This window comes from Cryobacterium sp. Sr8, from assembly GCF_004403225.1.
GTDB lineage: Bacteria > Actinomycetota > Actinomycetes > Actinomycetales > Microbacteriaceae > Cryobacterium > Cryobacterium psychrotolerans.
In genome coordinates this window covers 62,936-84,126 of the sequence record NZ_SOHO01000068.1, presented here as the reverse complement: position 1 = coordinate 84,126, position 21,191 = coordinate 62,936, and the positions used below count along the sequence as shown (strand labels likewise).

The window sequence follows — 21,191 nt, the reverse complement described above, 5'->3', positions numbered from 1 at the left end:
CGGCGGGGACCGATCCGGCGGGCGCCTGCGGGGTTTCGGTGGGGGTGTCCATGCGTTAAGTCTCCGCCGAACCACCGACATTCCTACCGACAAAGGGCCGGTCAGCTGCATTTTCGGTGGATAATTCGCAGAAGTCTTCCCTGTGGAGGAATGGCGCCCGGCTAGGCGCGGGCGGAGTCGCCGCCCGGGGCGTTCGGTGCCGGTTCTCGAGGGCCCGGGACCGGCTTCCCGGGCTTGCGCTTGCCCCTCGCTGCCGCGACCGTGCCGGCGGCGATCATGTAGCCCGCATAGGAGAGCAACAACACGGCTGCGACGGGGACGATCCAGGCCTTGTTCTCGCCGTTGACGCCGTTGTTCACGTAGCCGATATAGGGCAGTGAGTACCAGAGCCGCCCCTGGATCTGCGCCTCGATCACCTGCTCGCTGTCCGGGGCGCCGTTGTTGTCGCCCTGGAGGGTGAACGAGCGGCTGCCATCTGATGAGGACGCGACGGCAATGATCCGGTGCGTGATCACGCCCGGCTTGCCGGACTGGATCTGGTAGGTGACGACGTCGCCGATCCGGAGGTCATCGGGGTTGACCGGGCGCACGACGATCAGCGTTCCCGGCGGCAGGCGCGGCTCCATCGAACTGGTCAGAACAGTGAGCGGGACCCCACCGGCGACCTTGGGAACGACGATGAGGATGACCGCGAGGGCCAGCACGAGCAGGAGGAGCGCCCCGCTCAGGGCGACGCCGATGTAGTGCCAGGGCCCCTTGTCGAGCTTCGGCCCCGACTTCGGCCCCGACTTCGGCCCGGGCTCCGGCCCGGTCTTCGGCTCTGTCCGGGGGGCGGATGTCCCGGCGGCCACGTCGGTCATGACTCCTCGTGCTCGCGGCGGCGGCGGCGGCCGGCCACGAGGAACAGGCCGATTCCGACCAGGAAACCGCCCGTGGCCAGGAGCGGGACGACGAACTCCGTCCCGGTCGTCGGAAGCGAGCCCGGCAGCGAGCCCGGCAGCGAGCTCGGTCGGGCAGGACTCGAGGAGACGAGCACGCCCTCATCCTCACATGCGGATGCGGGAAAGGGGCCCGCCTCCGCGTCCCGCATGGCGACCTTCAGCCCGAGGCTGACGCTTTCGTTCTGACCGACCTCACCCGCGAAATCCGCCATCGTGTACCTGACGATCATTTTCATGGTCGCCCCTGCCGCAATCGCTTGCGAGGGCACGATGATCTGGCACTCGGCGATTGTGCGCAGGGTGGCCGACAGAGTGGTATCGGTTCCGGAATCCCAGGCGGACATGGTCACTCCGTCGGCGATGTCGCCCGACGAGAACGTCACGTCCCGGGCGCTGACCCGGAGCACGGCGGATGCGCCGGTGGGATTCTTGATCCACAGGCTCGACGCCACCGAGTCGCCGGGCACGAGCAGGCCGCCTACGTCGAGGAGGCCTCCGGCGAGTGCCGGAAAGAAGTGGACGCCATCCGTGCTGACAAGGAGGTCGGTCGATGGCGGCGCCTCGCTTGCGGCCGCGCCCGCCAGCCCGATACTCGCGCACACTCCCGCCGCGAGCGCGAGCGCTGCCAGGCGGGCAACGATTCGGGCAGCAGTCATGTCAGATCACCGTCAGCTCACCGTGAAGGACTGCGCGGTTGACCCGTCGCACGTTCGCTGTGTGAGTTGCGTTCCTACTGCGGTGGTTGCTCCCGGCGCCTCCAGGCACTTACCGCTCGCCCGATTCACGAACCGGTACTGGCCGGCGCTCTGCTGGATGACTTCCCATTGCTGCTTGGCGGCCCCGGTGTCGGCTCCGAATTGGGCGCCGGCGCCGTCGATGAGGCTGCCGTCCTTGATCTCCCAGGCGAAGGCCTTCGTGGGGTGAACGATCTTGTAGTAGTAGGTTCCGGTGATGAGCACGACGTTCCACGGCTGGCTGTTCCCGTTGCAGGTCGCGGTCACCAATGTCGTGCCGTTCGCCGGCGGATTGCTGGACCCGTCCAGACACAGGCCCGTGCTGTCGATCGGCCTGATCTTGTAGCCGGTCGTCGGCGTCACTGCGAGGGTGATCACGTTCGTCGCGCTGGAAACCGCCGATCGGTTGCCCGCGGCATCCTTGGCTTTGATTGTGTAGCTGTAGGTGCTTCCCGCGGTCAACCCGGTGTCAGTGAAGGTGGCCGACGTGACTGTTGCGATGAGTACCGTGCCTCGGTATACCTCATAGCCGGTGACCCCGACGTTGTCGGTGGATGCCGCCCAGGCCAGCGTGGCCTGGGTGCCAGTTGTGCCCGACGCCACCGGGGTGCCCGGGACGCTTGGAGCAATCGTGTCGAGCGTTGTCACGACGGTCGCTACAGAGACGGACCCGTTGCCGGCGGCATCCTTCGCCTTGATTGTGTAGCTGTACGTCGTCGCGGGAGTCAGGCCCGTGTCCGTGAACGTTGTCGACGTCACAGTTCCAACGAGCGTGGTCCCGCGGTAGACCTCATAGCCGGTCACGCCAACGTTGTCCGTGGACGCAGTCCAGATCAATGTGGTCTGCACGCCGGTCGTGCCCGACGCGACCGGCGCTCCCGGGACGGTCGGAGCGGTCGTGTCGAGAGCCGCGGTGGTCACGCTCGTCGGGAGCGACGCGGACTGGTTGCCGGCCGCATCCTTCGCCTTGATCGTGTAGTTGTAGGTCGTGATCGGGGTCAGTCCCGTATCCGTGAACATTGTTGACGTGACCGTTCCAACAAGCGTCGTACCGCGGTAGACCTCATAGCCAGTCACACCAACGTTGTCAGTGGACGCAACCCAGGTCAACGTAGTCTGCGCACTGCTCGTGCCCGACGCCACTGGCGCGCCCGGGACGGTCGGGGCAATCGTGTCTGTCGTTGCCACGGCGGTCGCGCCGGAGACTGACCCATTGCCGGCGGCATCCTTCGCCTTGACTGTGTAGCTGTAGATCGTTCCCGGTGTCAGCCCAATGTCCGTGAACGTCGTCGATGTGACCGTTCCAACGAGCGTCGTACCGCGGTAGATCTCATAGCCGGTCACGCCAACGTTGTCGGTGGAGGCCGCCCAGGTCAGAGTGGTCTGCACGCCGGTCGTCCCCGATGCCACGGGTGCGCCGGGGGCGGTCGGAGCAATCGTGTCTGTCGTTGCCACGGCGGTCGGGCCCGAGACCGACTGATTGCCGGCGGCATCCTTCGCTTTGATCGTGTAATTGTAGGTGGTTGCCGGGGCCAGCCCGGTGTCCGTGAACGTCGTCGCGGTGACAGTACCAACGAGCGTTGCGCCGCGGTAGACGTCATAGCCGGTCACCCCAACGTTGTCAGTGGACGCCGCCCAGGTCAGAGTGGTCTGCACACCGGTCGTGCCCGATGCCACGGGCGTGCCGGGGGCGGTCGGAGCGATCGTGTCTGTCGTGGTCACGGCGGTCGTGCCGGACACGGTCCCGTTGCCGGCGGCATCCTTCGCCTTGATCACGTAGCTGTACGTCGTGCCCGGGGTCAGACCCGCGTCCGTGAATGTCGTCGCCGTGACGGTTGCGATGAGAAGGCCGGTGCGGTAGACCTCATAGGCGGTCACGCCGACGGTGTCCGTCGACGCCGTCCAGTTCAACGTGGTTGCCACGCCGGTTGTACCGGACGCGACCGGCGTGCCGGGGGCCGTTGGTGCGGTCATGTCGGAAACGGACTGCGCCACAGTCGCTGTGTCCGTGGCCGACCAATTGCCCACTGCGGAGTTTAGGGCGAGGGTCGCAACCATCGATCCCCCGGAGTTCGCGGAGAGCTGCGCGGGGGTGAGCGACGTGGTGACGCAGTAGACCGCGGAGCTTCCGGCGTCCAGGGATCCGGTCAAGGTTGTCCCGGCCGCCCAGGTCTTGCTCGTGGTGGCCGCGCCCGGAACGGGCAGGGCGCAGCTTGACCCGAACAGCACCGGCCACGTATTGACGAGAGCCTGGGCAAGCGGATTCGCGGAAGGTGCGCTCAACGCGAGCGTGTACGGGGCCGGAATCGTGCCGGTGTTCGTCACGGTGATCGGTGCCGTGACTATGCTCACCGTCGGGGCGTACTGAACCGCGAGGGAACCGAACCCGACCTGCTTGATGCCGATGGTTCCGGAAGCCACAGATGCCGTGGTGCCGACGGGCGGAGCGGTCCAGCTCGCGCTGGCGACCCCGGTGCCCACAAGGATGAGGAACAACGTCAACCCGACGGAAACGGCGAGACGGTGACCACGCCTGCCGGGCGCGCAATTCGTCCTGGTCGTCATGACTCAGCCCTGGATTCCGTCGATGAGGATCCCAAAGTTCGCGGCCGATTGGCTCTGACTCCCGGCGGCTGCGTCGAGGGGCATCTCCGCGGATACGCAAAGTGTTGCGGAGCTGCCGGCGGCAAGCGGGGGCCCGATCGTTGCGGTCGTTGCCGCTGCGAAAGTACCGGTCCAGCTTGGCGTGACGGCTCCGCTGGTGCAGTCAGCCGATGAGGCCGCGACGCCAACGCCGATCGTGAGCGACTCAGACAGAGGTGTGGTCGCCGTCGGCGAGGTCAGCCCGGTGATCCGCACCGAGAGCGGTACATCACCGGTGTTAGTGACCGTCGCTGCGCCGTACGTTGTGAGTCCGGGATACAGCACCGCCGTCGACATCGTGAGCGGCGAGACCGTGAGCGCTGCGCTGCCCGATGTGATTGAGGCGGCCGAGCCTATGGATGTGCTCGAGTTGAGGAGGGCGTACGTGCCGCCTGCTGCGAAGACGGCGAGGCCCATCGCGCCGACGACCACGAGCGTCGCGGTGGCCCTCGGGTGTAGAGAAGAGATTTTGGCCGACCGAGGAGAGGACATGTGAGGCATCCCCTTCGCGAGTCGTGAGGCCAGATGTGGTGCGGGTGAGTCCAGGGTGCCCGCCACCGAGGCGGCGGGCACCCTGGTCGAAGCGACTAGTCCTGGGTGAGGGTGACGGACAGGTCGGCCAGGCTGACCGATCCGTTCTTAGTGCTGTTCTCAGCGCCGGCAGTCGGGTGCTTCGGGAATGTGATTTCGACCGTGACGGTGGCAACCCCGGTGCCCTCTTCGATCGTGTAGGTCGGGCCGAGGCCAGAGATGCCGGTACCGGTCGCCGAGAGCACCGCCGTGTTGGTGAGGTAGCCAGCAAGAGCCACGTCGGCCGCGGCTGAGGACGAGGCCGTGATCGACGCGGTGCCGAGGCCCAGGGTGGCGACAAGGTTGTCACCGGTGGCAGTGACATCCACGTCTGTCGTGTAGGTGAGGACATCACCAGGAACAGCCACGAAGGTGCTGAGGTCGATGGTCCCGTTTGCGTCGCTCCACTCTCCGCTCGTCAGGTCGGTGGCGAGGTCCAGATTTCCGGCGACGATCGTTCCACCGTCTACCGTGGCGTCGTCGTTCCACAGCGCGAACGTGCCTGCGCCGCCGAGGAGGAGGGCCACACCAGCTGCGCCGGCAATTGAACCCTTGAGGAGCTTGTTCATGATCGTTCCCTTCGCGACATCCAGGATGTCGTTAGTTGCAGGCCGTTCTCCGAAGCTGGAGCTGAGCTGCGTACTGAGGTCGTGAGCGTGATATCGCGATAGGCACGAAGTCTGAATCCGGTGTTCCCCGTCCGGACAAGCCGGACCGAGATCTGCGCAAACGGTCTCGCCTTGCGGCTTTTCCGGCTGCTACGCCATCCCCTCAAGAACTATACGGCGGGACAGACAGATCCGTCTGTCCCTGCTCTACCCCCAGAGATAGGCACGCGCCCGCTCACCTAAGCGCGTACCTATTCGACCGTTGAAGCCGCCATATCGGCTGATTTCGTTGCGAAAACGTGAATCGACGCGCAAATCAGTTGCGTAATCTGTCAACTCTCCTTGAATGCAAACGCATGGACGTGCGTGAGCACCTCCGGCGAAGGCGATGGAACAGAATGGAATCCCACCAAGGAGAAACCGACAAGGAGGACCGGATGCCAGAGCTCAGGACCGCGCGGCCGGCGTCGCCCGCAGCTTCCGCCGACGGCCCCTCCGTGGTCTGGTTCCGCGACGATCTCCGACTCGGCGACAACCCTGCCCTGCGCGCGGCCATCGAACGAGGCCGCCCGATCGTGGCCGCGTACGTCCTCGACGAGGAGTCCCCGGGCGTCCGCCCGCTCGGTGGCGCGGTGCGCTGGTGGCTGCACGGGAGCCTCGCCTCACTAGCCGATTCGCTCGAGCGGCTGGGCGCCACCCTGACCCTGCGCCGCGGCCCGGCCGAGGCGGTCATCGCCGACCTGGCGGCATCCGTCGGCGCCGGCGCGGTGTTCTGGAACCGGCGGTACGGCGCGGCCGAGCGGGAGGTCGACTCTCGAATCAAGGCGGCCCTCCGTGCGGACGGCATCGAGACCGGGAGCTTCGCCGGTTCGCTCCTCTTCGAGCCGTGGACGATCCGCACCGGCCAGGACCGCCCGTACTCGGTCTTCACTCCGTTCTGGCGTGCATGCACGACCGGTCCCCCGCCGCGGATGCCGCACTCCGCGCCCGAGGCCGTCCCCCCGTGGGTCGGGGACGTCCCGTCGGACCGGCTGGGCGACTGGGCCCTGCAACCGACCCAGCCCGATTGGGCGGCGGGCCTCGACGAAACGTGGCGGCCGGGCGAGGCATCCGCCCACGACACGCTCCGCGCGTTCCTGCACGATTCCCTTGACGAGTACGCCGACGCGAGGGACATTCCCGCCCGGGCCGCCACCTCGCGCCTGGCCCCGCACCTGCGCTGGGGCGAGATCAGCCCGTTCCAGGTGTGGCGCGCGACCGACGCGGCGCAAGCCCGGGCAACCGGCCCTGCAACCGCGAGCGCGACCCGCTTCCTCACCGAGCTGGGCTGGCGGGAGTTCTGCTACCACACGCTCTTCCACGCGCCGGAGCTGGCGACCGTGAACATCCGGCGCGAGTTCGACGCGTTCCCGTGGCCGCCGCCGGACGACCGTGCCCTGCGCGCCTGGCAGCAGGGCCGCACCGGGTACCCGCTCGTGGACGCCGGCATGCGGGAGCTCTGGCGCACCGGCAGCATGCACAACCGGGTGCGGATGGTCGTCGCGTCCTTCCTCACCAAGAACCTGCTCATCGACTGGCGGGAAGGCGAACGGTGGTTCTGGGACACCCTCGTCGACGCCGACCCGGCCAGCAACCCGTTCAACTGGCAGTGGGTCGCCGGCTCCGGAGCCGATGCCGCGCCCTACTTCCGGGTCTTCAACCCCCAGCTGCAGGCGGCCAGGTTCGACCCGAACGGCGAATACATCCGAGCCAACGTTCCGGAATGGGGCACGGATGCCTACCCCGCCCCGATCGTCGACCTCGGTGAAACCAGGCGGGCGGCCCTCGCCGCCTACGAGCACGTGAAGAACACGAAGTCGGCCCCCACCGCGGCGGCCGCCAGGGTCGGTGCGAACGAACGAGGCTAGAGGGCGCGCTCTAGCACGAAGTCGTTCTCGTACACCCCGCCGACGAGGAAGCGCTTCACCCCGACGATGACGAATCCGTTCTTCTCATAGAAGCGGATGGCGCGCGCGTTCAACTGGTTCACGCCGAGCCACGTGCCGGCGGCACCGCGCCCGCGGGCAGCCTCGAGGGTCGCCGCCATCAGGGCGGCCGCCGCACCTCGCCCGTGACTCTCGGCGAGCACGTAGAACTTGCTGAGCTCGACGGTCGGGCGAATGCCGACGGCGGCATACGCATCCGTGTCGGTCGGCTCACCGAACACCAACATCGTGTACCCGACCATCGCCTGCTCGTCTTCGGCCACGAGCACGATGCGGTCGGGGTGAGCGAGGTACTCGTCGAAGTTGGGCTCGGCGAGCACGTCCCGCAGGAATTCCGCAATCGCGGCCGCCGTGGTGTGCGGAGGGCAGGCGAGGGCGAACGTTGCGGCGGCGAGGTCGGCCAGCCCCATGGCATCCGCCGGGCCGGCCACACGGATCGTCACGGTCATCCCGTCAGCCTACCCAGCCCGGCCTGCCCGTCACGCGGCCGCACCCCCGCCCCGGAGCGGGACGAGGGTGCAGGGATTCACGCGTGGATCAGAGGAAGCGGGCGTAGGCACCGACCGTAAGGAAGGTCGGGAACTCCGGCTCCAGCGCCGCGGTACGGAACACCTCGAGCGCGTCGTCGAAACGGTCCCCGGGCGTGCGCTCGAGACCGGCGAACACCTCGGCGACCAGCTCCTCGACCCAGGGCCGGTCAATCCGGCGCCCCTCGGCGGTGACCGAGTTGTCGTGGATCCACTGCCAGATCTGCGACCGCGAGATCTCCGCGGTGGCGGCGTCCTCCATCAGGTTGTCGATCGCCGCGGCGCCGACCCCGCGCAGCCAGGACTCGATGTAGCGCAACGCGATGATCACGTTTCCGCGCACACCGGCCTCGGTGATTTCTCCGCCAATGGATGACACGTCGAGCAGCTGTGCTGCCGTCACCACCACCTCGTCCCTGGTGCGTTCGAGCTGGTTCGGCCGGTCGCCGAGCACCTGGTCGAACTCCGCCTGGGCGGTGGCGATGAGGTCGGGGTGCGCGACCCAGGTGCCGTCGAAGCCGTCGGTCGCCTCGCGGCGCTTGTCCTCCGAGACCTGCTCCAGGGCCTGGGCGGTGACCGCCGGGTCACGCCGGTTCGGGATGAACGCACTCATGCCGCCGATGGCATATGCGCCTCGCCGGTGGCAGGTCGACACCAGCAGCTCCGTGTATGCCCGCATGAACGGCACGGTCATGGTGATCTGCTTGCGGTCGGGGAACACGAAGCGGCGGCCTCGGGCGCGGAACGTCTTGATGATGCTGAAGATGTAGTCCCAGCGGCCGGCGTTGAGTCCGGCGCAGTGGTCCCGCAGCTCGTAGAGGATCTCCTCCATCTCAAACGCCGCCTGGATCGTCTCGATCAGCACGGTCGCTCGGATCGTGCCGTGGCCGATGTCCAGGTGGTCTTCGGCGTGGCTGAAGATGTCGTTCCAGAGCCGCGCCTCGCGGTGGCTCTCCAGCTTCGGCAGGTAGAAGTACGGGCCGGAGCCGGTGTCCATCAGCGTGCGGGCGTTGTGGAAGATGTACAGGCCGAAGTCAACGAGGCTGCCGGACGCGGCCATCCGGCGGTTGGCACGGTCGACGAAGGTCAGGTTCTTCTCGACCAGGTGCCAGCCGCGCGGGCGCATCACGATGGTGGGCGTCTTCTCGGCGGTGACCGTGTATTTCTTGCCCTCGGGACTGGTGAAGCTGAGCTGCCCGCGCACGGCGTCGAATAGCGTGATCTGCCCCTCGATGACGTTGTCCCAGGTGGGGCTCGTGGCGTCCTCCTGGTCGGCCAGCCAGACCTTCGCACCGGAGTTGAGGGCGTTGATGGCCATCTTGCGGTCGGTCGGTCCGGTGATTTCGACGCGGCGGTCTTCGAGCCCGGGGCCGGCGCCGGCGACGGTCCAGTTCGGGTCGCGGCGCACGTGCGCCGTCTCGCTGAGGAAGCGCGGGTCCCGGCCGTTGGCCGCATCCACTCGCGTCTGCAGCCGGGCGGCGAGCAGGTCGTGGCGGGTACCCGCGAAACGCTCGTGCAGTTCGGCGATGAACTCCAGCGCCCCCGGTGTGAGGATCTCGTCGTAGCGGGGTCCGAGGTCGCCGGTGATCTCGAGGTGCGGGCGGACGGTTGCGAAGCTGCCGGTGTTCGTCGCGGTGCGCTGCGGGCGTTCGATCGTTGACCGGGGTGAGGTGTTCATTGTCTTTCTCCTTGACAGGTTGTGGAGTCGACGAGCGCGAAATGCGTCGTTGCGGTGGCTGTGATCCCACTCTGGAGCCCCCGCACCCACTCGGACCCGGAAAGTTTGGCAGAAGAAATGTCGTTCTTCTGTTTGCCAGAACTAATCCTCCCGTGTGACGATGAAGCATGGTCCTCGCCGATGCCGTCCCGCGTTCACTGCTCAGTGCTGCCCCCGAGGATGAGGAAGCCGGGCTCGATGCGCTCACGCTCGGCCGCCGCATCCGGGATCTGCGCACGATGCGCAAGATGACCCTGGACGCCCTCGCCACGGCCATCGAACGCGCCCCCTCGCAGGTGTCGATGATCGAGAACGGCAAGCGCGAACCGCGGCTCTCCATGTTGCGCACGATCGCCGCGGCGCTCGGCACGACCGTGGACGACCTGCTCAAAACGGATGCGCCCTCCGAGCGCGCCGCTTTGGAAATCGCGGTCGAGCGGGCCCAGCGCGGACCCGTCTTCACTGCCCTCGGACTGCCGCGCATCCGGGTGAGCAAGGGCCAGAGCGACGAAACGCTCCAGACCCTGCTCACCCTGCACAACGAAATCGAGCGGCTGCACCGGGAGCGCGCAGCGACTCCGGAGGAGGCCAGGCGCGCCAACGCGGAACTGCGTGCGACGATGCGCTCGCGCGACAACTACTTCCCGGAGCTCGAGGCGCAGGCCCTCGAGCTGCTGACCGCGGTCGGCCACACCGGGGGGCCGGTCTCCCACCAGGTGGTGGCGGACATGGCCAGCCACCTCGGCTACTCGCTGCACTACGTGGGCGACCTCCCGCATTCCACCCGCTCGGTCACCGACAAACGCAACGGCCGGATCTACCTGCCCACGACGCAGTCCGCGTCGCGGGACTCCCGTTCACCCATCCTGCAGGCGTTCGCCAGCCACCTCTGCGGGCACGGCGAACCCAAAAGTTATGCCGATTTTCTGCGCCAGCGGGTGGAGACCAATTACCTGACCGCGGCCATCCTGCTTCCCGAGAAGGACACCGTGAAGCTGCTCACCGAGGCGAAGAACCTGCGCCGGATCTCGATGGAAGACCTGCGCGACGCGTTCGCGGTCTCCTACGAGACGGCGGCGCACCGCTTCACCAACCTGGCCACCGCGAGGCTGGGCATCCCCGTGCACTTCATGAAGGTCCACGAGTCCGGCACCATGATCAAGGCCTACGAGAACGATTCGGTCCGCTTCCCCAGCGACGCCCTCGGCGCCGTCGAGGGCTCGACGGTGTGCCGCAACTGGACGGCCAGGACCGTCTTCGACATCGAAGACAGGTTCAGCCCGTGGTACCAGTACACGGATACGCCGAGCGGCACGTTCTGGTGCACCTCGCGCATCGAGAAGGCCAAGGAGGGCGACTACTCGGTCAGTGTCGGGGTGCCGTTCACGCACGTGAAATGGTTCCGCGGCAGGGAGACGTCCAACCGTGCGGTGTCGCTCTGCCCGGATGAGTCCTGCTGCCGCCGCGCCCCGGACGACCTCACCGACCGGTGGGCCGGGCAATCGTGGCCGGCGGCGCGCACGCCGACGAGCCTGCTCGCGGCCCTGCCCACCGGAACCTATCCGGGCGTGGACCAGACCGAGGTGTACCAATTCCTGGAGGCGCACTCCCCGCGCTAGCCCGCGGGGTGGGCCGGCGGTGGCAGGATGAAGAGGCGGCAGCGCAGCCGCGGGAAGAGGGCGACTTCGTGGGCACAACGATTTTCGAACGGGCGCGGCCCGCCGCATCCGTCGTCGCGCACTCCCTCGGCGACACCCGGCATGCGCCGTTCTGGCTCGACGACATCGCCCCGCAGGCGCGGCATCCCCGGCTGGCCGCCGACCTGAACTGCGACCTCGCGGTCGTCGGCGCCGGATACCTGGGACTCTGGACCGCCCTCATGGCCAAGCAGCAGAACCCGGCGGCCCGGGTGGTTCTGCTCGAGGCCCGAACCGTCGGCTGGGCTGCCTCCGGGCGCAACGGCGGTTTCTGCGAAGCGAGCCTGACCCACGGCGGGGAGAACGGCCGCACCCGCTGGCCGAACGAGATCGACCGGCTGAACGAACTCGCGCTGGAGAACCTCGACGAGATCGAGCGGAGCGTCGCCGAGCTCGGCCTCGACTGCGACTTCGAGCGCACGGGCGCCATCGACCTCGCCATCGAGGAGCACCAGGTGGAGTGGCTGCGGGAGGAACCGACCAGCGCCGACACCGTCTTCCTCGATGCGGAGGCCCTGCGCGGGCAGGTCGACTCGCCCACCTACCTGGCCGGCGTCTGGCACCGGCGCAGCAATGCGCTGGTGCACCCGGGCAAGCTGGCGGCCGAGCTCGCCCGGGTCGCGACCGAACTCGGCGTCGAGATCTTCGAACACACCCCGGTCCGAAAGGTCGACAGCGCGGGGCTCACTCCGGCCCAGGGCAGCAACCTGGTCACACCGCACGGCACCGTCCGGGCCCGGAAGACCGCGCTGGCCACGAACGTCTTCCCGTCGCTGCTCAAGCGCAACCGACTGTCCACCGTGCCCGTCTACGACTACGTGCTGATGACCGAGCCGCTCAGCCCCGAGCAGCTGGCGGCGATCGGATGGCAGAACCGCCAGGGCCTGAGCGACCTGGCGAACCAGTTCCACTACTACCGGCTGAGCGCCGACAACCGCATCCTCTTCGGCGGCTACGACGCGATCTACCACTATGGCGCGCGGGTCCGGAGCGAGTACGAGAACCGCCCGGCGAGCTACGAGCGGCTCGCGAGCCACTTCTTCACCACCTTCCCGCAGCTGGAAGGCATCCGGTTCAGCCACCGCTGGGCAGGCGCGATCGACACCTCCACCCGGTTCTGCGCCTTCTTCGGAACCGCCCGCGGCGGCCGAATCGCCTACGCGGCCGGCTTCACCGGGCTGGGCGTGGGCGCGACCCACTTCGCGGCGAAGGTCATGCTCGACCAGCTGGCCGGACGCCATACCGAGCGCACGCAGCTGGAGATGGTGCGCGGCCGGGCCCTGCCCTTCCCGCCGGAGCCGATCGCGTCGATGGGCATCCAGACGACGCGGTGGTCGCTCGACCGCGCCGACCACAATCGCGGGCGCCGCAACGCGATCCTGAAGACGCTCGACGCCCTCGGCCTCGGCTTCGATTCCTAGCCGCGGCCCTCGACCCGCTGACCAACGGAGACAACGGATGCTCACTCCCGGCCACGCCACCGCAGCCGCAGCCCTGCGAATCGAGCGAGCCCCCGTCCCGGCCGCGCAGGTCGTCGCCGGCACGCCCGGCACCGGGTCCGCCGTGCTCGATGTGCTCGGCGACACCGAGATCGGCGTCTGGGAGATGTCGCCCGGGGCCATGCGGGACGTCGAGGTCGACGAGGTGTTCCTGGTGCTGAGCGGAGCCGCGACCGTCGACTTCGAAGGCGACGGGCGCCGCATCACCCTCGCGCCGGGTGACATCGTGCGCCTCGTCACCGGGATGCGCACCGTCTGGACCGTGACCGAAACACTCCGCAAGCTCTACCTCGCCTGACCTGACCCCCTCCCGCGAAACCGCAGTAGTGCGCGTTATGAACCCGTTTTAGCGCGCACAACTGCGTTTTCGCGAGGGAGGGTCGTCACAACGAAAAACGCTGTAGAGAGCGCCCTTCCCGATCGAGAATGGCAGCATAAAAAGATTTGACGGTAGGAATCGGCATCTTTTCCCTGTCTCGACACGCCGGGCGTGCAATCATCCATTTCCGCTTCGTTGAGGCGCCGGCCGCAGTAGGTTGAGCACACACAATGAGGTGTGCGGCCAGGTGGGCGGACGCGCGAGCCTCCGACTTGATCCGAAAGAGGTCATCATGTCAGTTGATCAACCCACGAAGAAGAGTCTTGGCGACGCGGAGCACCTCAGGGTCCTCGGCTACGACGACTCGTTCATCCGCTCCATGTCCTGGTGGGGTAACTTCGCCCTCGGCTTCACCTACCTGTCGCCGCTCGTCGGCGTCTACTCCCTGTTCGCCCTCGCATTGAGCACGGGGGGCCCGCCCTCGATCTTCTGGCTCGTCATCGTCGGAGCCGGCCAGCTCCTGGTCGCGCTCATCTTTGGCGAGGTCGTGTCGCAGTATCCGATCGCCGGGGGCATCTACCCCTGGACGCGGAGGCTATGGGGCAAGCGCTACGCCTGGATGGCCGCATGGGTGTATATCTGGGCGATGCTGGTGACGATCACGGCCGTCGCGGAATACGGCACCGGCTTCCTCGCGAGCCTGATCAACCTTCCGGTCACCAACGAGGTGACCCTCGGCCTCGCCGCGCTGTTCCTCCTCGTGGCGTTCGGGATCAACTTCTCCGGCACAAAGATGCTCGCGAGAGTCGCCCGGATCGGGCTGGCCGCCGAGCTCATCGGAGTCGTCGGCCTGGGCCTCTACCTGCTGATCTTCCAGCGCAAGCAGGAGTTCAGCGTCTTCTTCGACACCATGGGTGTCGAAGGCGACGGCAGCTACGGTGCCGCCTTCCTCGGCGCAGCCCTCGCCGGCCTCTTCCTGTTCTACGGATTCGAGGCCTGCGGCGACGTCGCGGAGGAAGTCGAGAACCCGGCCCGGCGCATCCCCACCGCCATGATCATGACGATCCTCGTCGGAGGCGTCTCCGCGCTGTTCTCGTTCGGCGGATACGTGCTGGCCGCACCCGACCTGCAGGCCATCGTGAACGGTGAGGATGCCGATCCGATCCCCCTGATCCTCGAGTCGTCGCTCGGAACCGTGGGAGCCAAGCTCTTCCTCGTGGTCGCGCTCACCGCATTCCTCTCCTGCGTGCTCAGCCTGCAGGCGGCGGCCAGCCGGCTGCTGTTCTCCTTCGCCAGGGACGGCATGATCCCGGGGCACACCTGGCTGGCGCAGGTCTCCCCGCGCCGCGCGGTTCCGGTCAACGCCCTGATCGTGGCCTGCACAATTCCGCTGCTGCTCTGCGTGCTGATCTACGTGGGCGGCAGCACCCTGCTGATGCGGATCACGGCCTTCGCGGTGATCGGCATCTACGTCGCGTTCCAGGCCGTGGTGCTGGCCGCACTTCGCCAGCGGATCAAGGGCTGGAAGCCGGCCGGACCGTTCAACCTGGGCGCCGCAGGCTTGCTCGTCAACGTGGCCGCCCTCGCCTACGGGCTCTTCGCGATCTACCTGCTGGGACGGCCCGGCACGTCCGGAGTCTTCCTCGACGACTGGATCGTGTTAATCGGCCTGGGCGTCGTGATGGGCAGCGGGCTGCTCTACCTGTTCATCGCCAAGCCGCACAGCGCCTCGCACGCTCCGGAAGGCGATGCGATCGAAATGGCCAGGCAGATCCGGGAGCACCCCGACACGCAGTAGAAACGTCCATGCACGCAAGAGGGGCCCGTCGGAGGACGGGCCCCTCTTGGCGTTCGCCTTCGTGTCGTTCGCCCCGCGCGGGCCGGGGAAAAAGAAAAGGCCCGCCGAAGCGGGCCTTTCCTCACAGAGCGTGAAGCTTAGATGCTGTTCACGTCGAGCGGGATGCCGGGGCCGAACGTGGTCGAAACGGCGCCCTTCGTGATGTAGCGGCCCTTCGAGGAGCTCGGCTTGAGGCGCACGATCTCTTCGAGGGCTGCGCCGATGTTCTCGTTCAGCTGCTCGGCGGTGAAGGATGCCTTGCCCACGACGAAGTGCACGTTGGAGTGCTTGTCGACGCGGAACTCGATCTTTCCGCCCTTGATGTCGGAGACTGCCTTCGCGACGTTGGGCGTCACGGTGCCGGTCTTCGGGTTCGGCATGAGGCCGCGCGGGCCGAGGACCTTACCGAGACGACCGACCTTACCCATGAGCTCCGGGGTCGAGACGGCGGAGTCGAACGAGGTGTAGCCGGCGGCCACCTTCTCGATGAGCTCGTCTCCACCAACCTCGTCGGCGCCTGCAGCGATAGCCGCCTCGGCGGCCGGGCCGGTTGCGAACACGATGACGCGGGCGGTCTTACCGGTACCGTGCGGCAGGATGACGGTGCCGCGCACCATCTGGTCTGCCTTGCGCGGGTCGACACCGAGCTTGAGGGCAACCTCAACCGTGGAGTTGAACTTGGCGGAGCCGGTCTCCTTCGCGAGGGTGACGGCTTCGGTGGGGGTGTAGAACTTGTCGGCTTCGATCTTCTCGGCCGCGGCCCGATAGGCCTTTGACTTCTGTGCCATTTGAATCTCCTGTACAAAAATTTGAGAGTGTGGTGCGAGCCTGGCTGGCTCTTCCACGTACTGCTGGGTGGCGGGATGCCGGGTGGTGAGGGTTACGCCTCGACCGTGATGCCCATGGAACGGGCGGTTCCGGCAATGATCTTCGATGCCGCGTCGAGGTCGTTGGCGTTGAGGTCAACCATCTTCGTCGTGGCGATCTCGCGAACCTGCGCCTGGGTGAGCTTCGCAACCTTGACGGTGTGCGGGGTGCCACTGCCCTTGGCAACGCCGGCTGCCTTCTTGATGAGCTCCGCCGCCGGCGGGGTCTTCAGGATGAACGTGAATGAGCGGTCGTCGTACACGGTGATCTCAACCGGGATGACGTTTCCGCGCTGGGCTTCCGTCTGGGCGTTGTACGCCTTGCAGAACTCCATGATGTTAACGCCGTGCTGGCCAAGCGCCGGCCCGATGGGCGGTGCTGGGTTCGCGGCGCCGGCCTTGATCTGAAGCTTGATCAGACCGGTAACCTTCTTCTTCGGTGCCATTGTTCTTCCTTCTTATTGATGTTCGAGCAGCCACGAGGGCATGCTCTCCCGAGGGCCCGGACGGGCCCCGGTGGACTTAAAGCTTGGTGACCTGGTCGAAGCTGAGCTCGACCGGGGTCTCACGTTCGAACAAGGACACCAGCACGATGAGCTTGCCGCTCTCCGGCTTGATCTCGTTGATGGAACCGGGCAGGCCCGCGAACGAGCCTTCCTTGATGGTGATGGTCTCGCCGATCTCGAAGTCGATCTCGGCGGGCAGCACGCGGGACGCGGCCTTGCCGCCCTGTCCGCCGCCGGTCTTGATGCTCGGAGCCTCGGTGATCTCGACGAGGCTCTTCAGCATGCCGAAAGCCTCTTCGAAGCGGAGCGGGGTGGGGTTGTGCGAGTTGCCGACGAAGCCTGTGACTCCGGGGGTGTGGCGCACAACGGACCAGCTGTCCTCGTTGAGGTCCATGCGAACAAGAACGTAGCCGGGGATGCGCACGCGGGTGACCATCTTGCGCTGGCCGTTCTTGATCTCGACGACGTCTTCCATCGGAACCTCGACCTGGTAGATGTAATCTTCCATGGCCAGCGACTGCTTGCGGTTCTCGATGTTCGACTTCACGCGGCGCTCGAAGCCGGCGTAGGAGTGAATAACGTACCACTTGCCCGGCTGGAAACGCAGTTCCTTACGGAACTCGTCGTACGGGTCCTCCGGGGTCTCCTCGGCTGCTGCCTCGTCGGCGGCTTCGGTGTCGACGTCGACCTCGTCCTCGACGGCCTCTGCGGCAGCCTCGGCTTCGTCGGCGGAGTCGATGTCGAGGGCGTCATTGACGACCTCGTCAGCTTCGGGATCGGTGGCCTCGGCCAGGGCGTCCAGCGCGGCGTCGAGGTTGTCTTCGACGTTGGCGTTGGGGTCGATGATGTGCAGGGCTGCGTGCTCGGCAGGCTCTACGGCGCCTTCTTCTTCGGCGAGGATGTTGCCTTCCTGCGCCTCATCCTCGTCAGAGGACTGCTCTGCGGCGGTGGCCCAGTCGACGTCGCCGTGTTTCGTCTCAGTCACTAAATCTCAGTCCTTATCTATCGAACCGGCACGAATACGGTGCCGATTCAGAGTTGCCATGAAAATCACGCGGGATGCGCCGGCCGTCATGCGCTCTAGCCTGACGGCGTTCCGAACACATACGTCACGACGAGCGCGAACACCCAGTCGAGACCCGAAACCAGGGCCATCATGATGACCACGAAAACCAGCACGACGCCCGTGTAACTCAGGAGCTCCTTGCGGGTCGGCGTGACAACCTTGCGGAGTTCAGCCAGAACCTGCTTGATGAACAGGGTCAGCCGAGCGAACGGTCCGCGCTTGGATTCGCGGGCGATTCTCGCGTTGGCAACGATTTCCTCACTGGGTTCGTCGATAACTGTTCGGGCCACCTGTCACACCTTTCATGGGCCGACGGAAATACCACCGACTTGCAGGGCGGACAGGACTCGAACCTGCAACCTGCGGTTTTGGAGACCGCTGCTCTACCAATTGAGCCACCACCCTAGGAATGAAATCCCCACCACCCTGTCGCGCGCCTTCCCCGTCGTCAGACGACAAAATGGGCGCAAAAAAGCATGGCAGATTTCAACTACCTCGATCAAGTCTAGGTCACTCCGGCACCGCTGTAAAGCCGAGCCGGGTCTGTGCCGGACCGGACCTCCCCCCTATGCTCGTATCGTGGCCCACGAACTCAAGCGAATCTCCACCCGGGTCGGCTCCATTGCGGAGTCGGCAACCCTCAAGGTCGACGGCAAGGCCAAAGCGCTCCAGGCGGCCGGTCGTCCCGTCATCAGCTACGCGGCCGGCGAGCCGGATTTCCCGACCCCGGAGCACATCGTCGAGGCCGCGCTGGCCGCGGTGCGGGACCCGAAGAACTACCGCTACACGCCCGCGGCCGGCCTGCCCGAACTCCGGGAGGCCATCGCCGCCAAGACTCTCCGCGACAGCGGCCTGGAGGTATCGCCCGGCCAGGTCGTCGTGACCAACGGCGGCAAGCAGGCGGTCTACCAGGCCTTCGCGACGCTGCTCGACCCGGGCGACGAGGTGCTCGTGCCGACGCCGTACTGGACCACCTACCCCGAGTCGATCCGGTTGGCCGGCGGCGTGCAGGTGGACGTCTTCGCCGGCAGCGACCAGGGCTACCTCGTCACCGTCGAGCAGCTCGAGGCCGCCCGCACGCCCCGCACGAAGGTGCTGCTGTTCGTGTCGCCATCCAACCCCACCGGGGCCGTCTACTCCCCCGAACAGACCAGGGCCATCGGCGAGTGGGCCGAGGAACACGGGCTCTGGGTCATCTCGGACGAGATCTACCAGAACCTCACCTACGACGGCGTGCGCGCCGTCTCGATCGTCGAGGCCGTTCCGGCGCTGGCAGACCGCACCATCCTGGTCAACGGCGTCGCCAAGACGTACGCCATGACCGGCTGGCGCCTGGGCTGGATGGTCGGACCCGCCGATGCGATCAAGGCCGCGGCCAACCTCCAGTCGCACCTGTCGTCCAACGTCTCGAACATCTCCCAGCGGGCGGCCATCGCCGCCCTGAACGGGCCTCAGGATGCCGCGCTCGCGATGCGCGACGCCTTCGACCGTCGGCGCAAGATCATCGTGGCCGAGCTGAACAAGATCCCCGGCATGCTCACGCCGACGCCGCAGGGCGCCTTCTACGTCTACCCCGACGTGTCCGGCCTGCTCGGGCGCACCTGGGGCGGGGTGACCGTCACCACCTCGCTGGAACTGGCCGACCTCATCCTCGACCAGGCCGAGGTCGCCGTCGTTCCCGGCGAGGCCTTCGGCCCGAGCGGCTACCTGCGCCTCTCCTACGCCCTCGGCGACGCGCCCCTGGTCGAGGGCATCCAGCGCCTCCAGCGCCTCTTCGCCTGACCCCGCCCCTCCCTAGGCCCCAAGCCCCTCCCAAGCCCCTGAGGGGTCGCATATCGACCTTCCCGGGGCCGATGAAGGTCGATTTGCGACCCCTCACGGCGGCGAACCGGGATTCTGTGGGATTCTGGGCGCATGACATCCTCCGCCCCCGTCGTGCGGGTTCGCGACCTGCGCAAGTCCTACGGCAGTGTCGACGCCGTCAGCGGGATCAGCTTCGACATCCACCCCGGGGAGACGTTCGCCCTGCTCGGCCCCAACGGCGCGGGGAAGAGCACGACGATCGAGATCCTCGAGGGCTATCGCGACCGCACCTCGGGCGAGGTGAGCGTGCTCGGCGTCGACCCGCGCCGCGCGGGGCTCGGCTGGAAGGCACGCCTGGGCATCGTCCTGCAATCCGCCACGGAGAGCGGCAACGTCACCGTGACCGTGACCGAACAGCTCACGCACTTCGCCGGCTTCTATCCGAACCCACGCCCCGTCGGCGAGGTCATCGAGGCCGTGGGCCTCCAATCGAAGGCGAAGACCCGCATCGGCAAGCTCTCCGGCGGGCAGCGGCGCCGGGTGGATGTCGCGCTCGGGATCGTCGGACGGCCGGAGCTGCTCTTCCTGGACGAACCGACCACGGGTTTCGACCCCGAGGCGCGCCACCAGTTCTGGGACCTCGTGCGCCGGCTCAAGGACGAGGGAACCACCATCCTGCTCACCACCCACTACCTCGACGAGGCCGCCCCCGGCTGGGCGACCGAGCCGGGGTGATCAACCGGGCCGGCTCATCGACATCGGCGCCATCGACGAGATCGGCGGCGCCGAGGCACGCGTGCCGCTCGTGCGCTGGCGGGACGAGACCGGCGCCCTCCGCCAGGCGCGCAGCCAGGAACCCGCCCGGGTCGTCGCGGAGCTCGTCGCGGCGCTGGGCCGGGAACCGGGCGACCTGGAGGTCATCCGGCCGAGCCTGGAAGACGTGTACCTGGGCCTGGTCCGCGGCGCGCGTCCGGAGACCGAGAACAACCGCGAAACGGAGGTCCGCGCATGAGCGCGAGCAGCACAGCCACCTCCGCACCTCGCGGCGGCCTGGGGCGCATCCTGCGGCTCGGCGCCTCCCGGGTGGGGTACGAAACGCGGGTCTATTTCCGCTCGCCGGACAGCGTGTTCTTCACGTTCCTGTTCCCGTTCATCATGCTCGGCATCTTCACGGCGGCCTTCGGCGCGGCCGGCAACATCGGAACGGCGCCGGACGGCAGCGGGGGCATCAGCGTCGGCGCGTACTACCTGCCCGGCATGCTCGCCGCCGGGATGCTGCTCTCCGGCGTGCAGAACCTGGCCGTCGACATTGCCGGGGAGAAATCCGACGGCACGCTCAAGCGCCTCGGCGGCACCCCACTGTCCCCGCTGAGCTATTTCATGGGCAAGATCGGGCAGGTCCTCGTCACCGGCATCCTCCAGGCCGGCCTGCTGCTGCTCGTCGCCCGCTTCCTGCTGGACATCGAGTTGCCGAGCGAGCCGGAGACGTGGCTGACCTTCGCGTGGGTGTTCCTGTTCGGCGTCATCACCAGCGCCTTCCTCGGTATCGCCCTCTCGTCGCTGCCCCGTTCCGGTAAGAGCGCGACGGCCGTGGTCATCCCGATCGTGCTGATCCTGCAGTTCATCTCGGGCGTTTACCTGCAGTTCTACGCTCTGCCCGAATGGATGCAGAACGTCGCCAGCCTGTTCCCCCTGAAATGGATGGCGCAGGGCATGCGCGCCGTGTTCCTGCCGGAGGGCTTCGCCTCCCTCGAACCGCCCGACTCATTCGACCTCCCGCTGGTCGCGCTCAACCTGGCCGTCTGGCTCGTCGTCGGGCTCGTACTCAGTCGGCTCACCTTCCGCTGGATCCGCCGCGACAGCTGACCGCGCG

Annotated in this window: 18 protein-coding genes, 1 tRNA gene and 1 pseudogene; 9 read left to right on the top strand and 11 right to left on the bottom strand. The window is 67.3% G+C overall.

Features of this window, described 5'->3' with window-relative positions:
- Positions 1 to 161 precede the first annotated feature (161 nt).
- From E3T54_RS14300 to E3T54_RS17625, 3 genes are read right to left on the bottom strand one after another with little or no spacing between them, the layout of a single operon-like run.
- The gene (locus tag E3T54_RS14300) at positions 162 to 860 is read right to left on the bottom strand and encodes a signal peptidase I (protein WP_134476268.1); all 699 of its coding nucleotides are present in this window, start codon (positions 858 to 860) and stop codon (positions 162 to 164) included.
- The gene (locus E3T54_RS14295; RefSeq protein ID WP_134476267.1) at positions 857 to 1,597 is read right to left on the bottom strand and encodes an LPXTG cell wall anchor domain-containing protein; all 741 of its coding nucleotides are present in this window, start codon (positions 1,595 to 1,597) and stop codon (positions 857 to 859) included. The genes E3T54_RS14300 and E3T54_RS14295 overlap by 4 nt, the downstream gene beginning before the upstream one ends.
- Positions 1,598 to 1,609: 12 nt before the next feature.
- Positions 1,610 to 4,240, bottom strand: a complete 2,631-nt coding sequence (locus tag E3T54_RS17625; RefSeq protein WP_134476266.1) for an RICIN domain-containing protein — start codon at positions 4,238 to 4,240, stop codon at positions 1,610 to 1,612.
- 196 nt (positions 4,241 to 4,436) lie between these two features.
- On the opposite strand from E3T54_RS17625, the gene E3T54_RS14285 reads away from it, so the two are divergent.
- A complete protein-coding gene (locus E3T54_RS14285) occupies positions 4,437 to 4,814 on the top strand; it encodes a hypothetical protein (protein WP_134476265.1) in 378 nt (125 codons plus the stop codon).
- A 91-nt stretch (positions 4,815 to 4,905) separates the two neighbouring features.
- On the opposite strand, the gene E3T54_RS14280 is transcribed toward E3T54_RS14285, so the two are convergent.
- Complete coding sequence (locus tag E3T54_RS14280) at positions 4,906 to 5,457, bottom strand: alternate-type signal peptide domain-containing protein (RefSeq protein ID WP_092323413.1); 552 nt, start codon at positions 5,455 to 5,457, stop codon at positions 4,906 to 4,908.
- Between the two features lie 476 nt (positions 5,458 to 5,933).
- On the opposite strand from E3T54_RS14280, the gene E3T54_RS14275 reads away from it, so the two are divergent.
- Positions 5,934 to 7,403, top strand: a complete 1,470-nt coding sequence (locus E3T54_RS14275) for a deoxyribodipyrimidine photo-lyase (protein WP_134476264.1) — start codon at positions 5,934 to 5,936, stop codon at positions 7,401 to 7,403.
- On the opposite strand, the gene E3T54_RS14270 is transcribed toward E3T54_RS14275, so the two are convergent.
- Together E3T54_RS14270 and aceB are read right to left on the bottom strand one after the other, a co-directional pair.
- On the bottom strand, positions 7,400 to 7,930 hold the full coding sequence (locus tag E3T54_RS14270) for a GNAT family N-acetyltransferase (protein WP_134476263.1): 531 nt from the start codon (positions 7,928 to 7,930) through the stop codon (positions 7,400 to 7,402). The genes E3T54_RS14275 and E3T54_RS14270 overlap by 4 nt on opposite strands.
- Positions 7,931 to 8,018: 88 nt before the next feature.
- The gene (gene aceB, locus E3T54_RS14265) at positions 8,019 to 9,686 is read right to left on the bottom strand and encodes a malate synthase A (protein WP_134476262.1); all 1,668 of its coding nucleotides are present in this window, start codon (positions 9,684 to 9,686) and stop codon (positions 8,019 to 8,021) included.
- 167 nt (positions 9,687 to 9,853) lie between these two features.
- Here aceB and E3T54_RS14260 point away from each other — a divergent pair, with 167 nt between their 5' ends.
- From E3T54_RS14260 to E3T54_RS14245, 4 genes are all read left to right on the top strand, one after another.
- Positions 9,854 to 11,344: a helix-turn-helix transcriptional regulator gene (locus E3T54_RS14260; protein ID WP_134476261.1), complete on the top strand. Its 1,491-nt coding sequence runs from the start codon at positions 9,854 to 9,856 to the stop codon at positions 11,342 to 11,344.
- 68 nt (positions 11,345 to 11,412) lie between these two features.
- Positions 11,413 to 12,843 (top strand): FAD-binding oxidoreductase, encoded by a 1,431-nt coding sequence (locus tag E3T54_RS14255; RefSeq protein WP_134476260.1) that lies wholly within the window; start codon positions 11,413 to 11,415, stop codon positions 12,841 to 12,843.
- Positions 12,844 to 12,880: 37 nt separating this feature from the next.
- Positions 12,881 to 13,219 (top strand): cupin domain-containing protein, encoded by a 339-nt coding sequence (locus tag E3T54_RS14250; RefSeq protein ID WP_134476259.1) that lies wholly within the window; start codon positions 12,881 to 12,883, stop codon positions 13,217 to 13,219.
- A gap of 313 nt (positions 13,220 to 13,532) precedes the next feature.
- Positions 13,533 to 15,038, top strand: a complete 1,506-nt coding sequence (locus tag E3T54_RS14245; RefSeq protein ID WP_134476258.1) for an APC family permease — start codon at positions 13,533 to 13,535, stop codon at positions 15,036 to 15,038.
- Positions 15,039 to 15,175: 137 nt separating this feature from the next.
- On the opposite strand, the gene rplA is transcribed toward E3T54_RS14245, so the two are convergent.
- From rplA to E3T54_RS14220, 5 genes are all read right to left on the bottom strand, one after another.
- Positions 15,176 to 15,865: a 50S ribosomal protein L1 gene (rplA, locus tag E3T54_RS14240; RefSeq protein ID WP_092323404.1), complete on the bottom strand. Its 690-nt coding sequence runs from the start codon at positions 15,863 to 15,865 to the stop codon at positions 15,176 to 15,178.
- A 92-nt stretch (positions 15,866 to 15,957) separates the two neighbouring features.
- Positions 15,958 to 16,389: a 50S ribosomal protein L11 gene (rplK, locus tag E3T54_RS14235; RefSeq protein WP_092323402.1), complete on the bottom strand. Its 432-nt coding sequence runs from the start codon at positions 16,387 to 16,389 to the stop codon at positions 15,958 to 15,960.
- Positions 16,390 to 16,465: 76 nt separating this feature from the next.
- Positions 16,466 to 17,434, bottom strand: coding sequence for a transcription termination/antitermination protein NusG (gene nusG / locus E3T54_RS14230; protein ID WP_134476257.1), 969 nt, complete (start codon positions 17,432 to 17,434; stop codon positions 16,466 to 16,468).
- Between the two features lie 95 nt (positions 17,435 to 17,529).
- Entirely contained in the window at positions 17,530 to 17,805 is a 276-nt protein-coding gene (secE, locus tag E3T54_RS14225; protein WP_134476256.1) for a preprotein translocase subunit SecE, read from the bottom strand.
- A 42-nt stretch (positions 17,806 to 17,847) separates the two neighbouring features.
- A tRNA-Trp gene (locus E3T54_RS14220) sits at positions 17,848 to 17,920 on the bottom strand.
- Positions 17,921 to 18,094: 174 nt separating this feature from the next.
- On the opposite strand from E3T54_RS14220, the gene E3T54_RS14215 reads away from it, so the two are divergent.
- From E3T54_RS14215 to E3T54_RS14205, 3 genes and pseudogenes are all read left to right on the top strand, one after another.
- Positions 18,095 to 19,297, top strand: coding sequence for a pyridoxal phosphate-dependent aminotransferase (locus tag E3T54_RS14215; RefSeq protein WP_166804931.1), 1,203 nt, complete (start codon positions 18,095 to 18,097; stop codon positions 19,295 to 19,297).
- A gap of 132 nt (positions 19,298 to 19,429) precedes the next feature.
- A pseudogene (locus E3T54_RS14210) lies at positions 19,430 to 20,330 on the top strand (ABC transporter ATP-binding protein).
- The gene (locus E3T54_RS14205) at positions 20,327 to 21,184 is read left to right on the top strand and encodes an ABC transporter permease (RefSeq protein WP_134476255.1); all 858 of its coding nucleotides are present in this window, start codon (positions 20,327 to 20,329) and stop codon (positions 21,182 to 21,184) included. Before E3T54_RS14210 ends, E3T54_RS14205 begins: the two are co-directional and overlap by 4 nt.
- The last annotated feature ends 7 nt before the right edge of the window (positions 21,185 to 21,191 follow it).

Excerpts from the sequence above, each read along its gene's own strand:
- E3T54_RS14300 (WP_134476268.1), bottom strand. The coding sequence starts at position 860 with ATGACCGACGTGGCCGCCGGGACATCCGCCCCCCGGACAGAGCCGAAG.
- E3T54_RS14295 (WP_134476267.1), bottom strand. The coding sequence starts at position 1,597 with ATGACTGCTGCCCGAATCGTTGCCCGCCTGGCAGCGCTCGCGCTCGCG.
- E3T54_RS17625 (WP_134476266.1), bottom strand. The coding sequence starts at position 4,240 with ATGACGACCAGGACGAATTGCGCGCCCGGCAGGCGTGGTCACCGTCTC.
- E3T54_RS14280 (WP_092323413.1), bottom strand. The coding sequence starts at position 5,457 with ATGAACAAGCTCCTCAAGGGTTCAATTGCCGGCGCAGCTGGTGTGGCC.
- E3T54_RS14275 (WP_134476264.1), top strand. The coding sequence starts at position 5,934 with ATGCCAGAGCTCAGGACCGCGCGGCCGGCGTCGCCCGCAGCTTCCGCC.
- E3T54_RS14270 (WP_134476263.1), bottom strand. The coding sequence starts at position 7,930 with ATGACCGTGACGATCCGTGTGGCCGGCCCGGCGGATGCCATGGGGCTG.
- aceB (WP_134476262.1), bottom strand. The coding sequence starts at position 9,686 with ATGAACACCTCACCCCGGTCAACGATCGAACGCCCGCAGCGCACCGCG.
- E3T54_RS14260 (WP_134476261.1), top strand. The coding sequence starts at position 9,854 with ATGGTCCTCGCCGATGCCGTCCCGCGTTCACTGCTCAGTGCTGCCCCC.
- E3T54_RS14250 (WP_134476259.1), top strand. The coding sequence starts at position 12,881 with ATGCTCACTCCCGGCCACGCCACCGCAGCCGCAGCCCTGCGAATCGAG.
- E3T54_RS14245 (WP_134476258.1), top strand. The coding sequence starts at position 13,533 with ATGTCAGTTGATCAACCCACGAAGAAGAGTCTTGGCGACGCGGAGCAC.
- rplA (WP_092323404.1), bottom strand. The coding sequence starts at position 15,865 with ATGGCACAGAAGTCAAAGGCCTATCGGGCCGCGGCCGAGAAGATCGAA.
- rplK (WP_092323402.1), bottom strand. The coding sequence starts at position 16,389 with ATGGCACCGAAGAAGAAGGTTACCGGTCTGATCAAGCTTCAGATCAAG.
- E3T54_RS14205 (WP_134476255.1), top strand. The coding sequence starts at position 20,327 with ATGAGCGCGAGCAGCACAGCCACCTCCGCACCTCGCGGCGGCCTGGGG.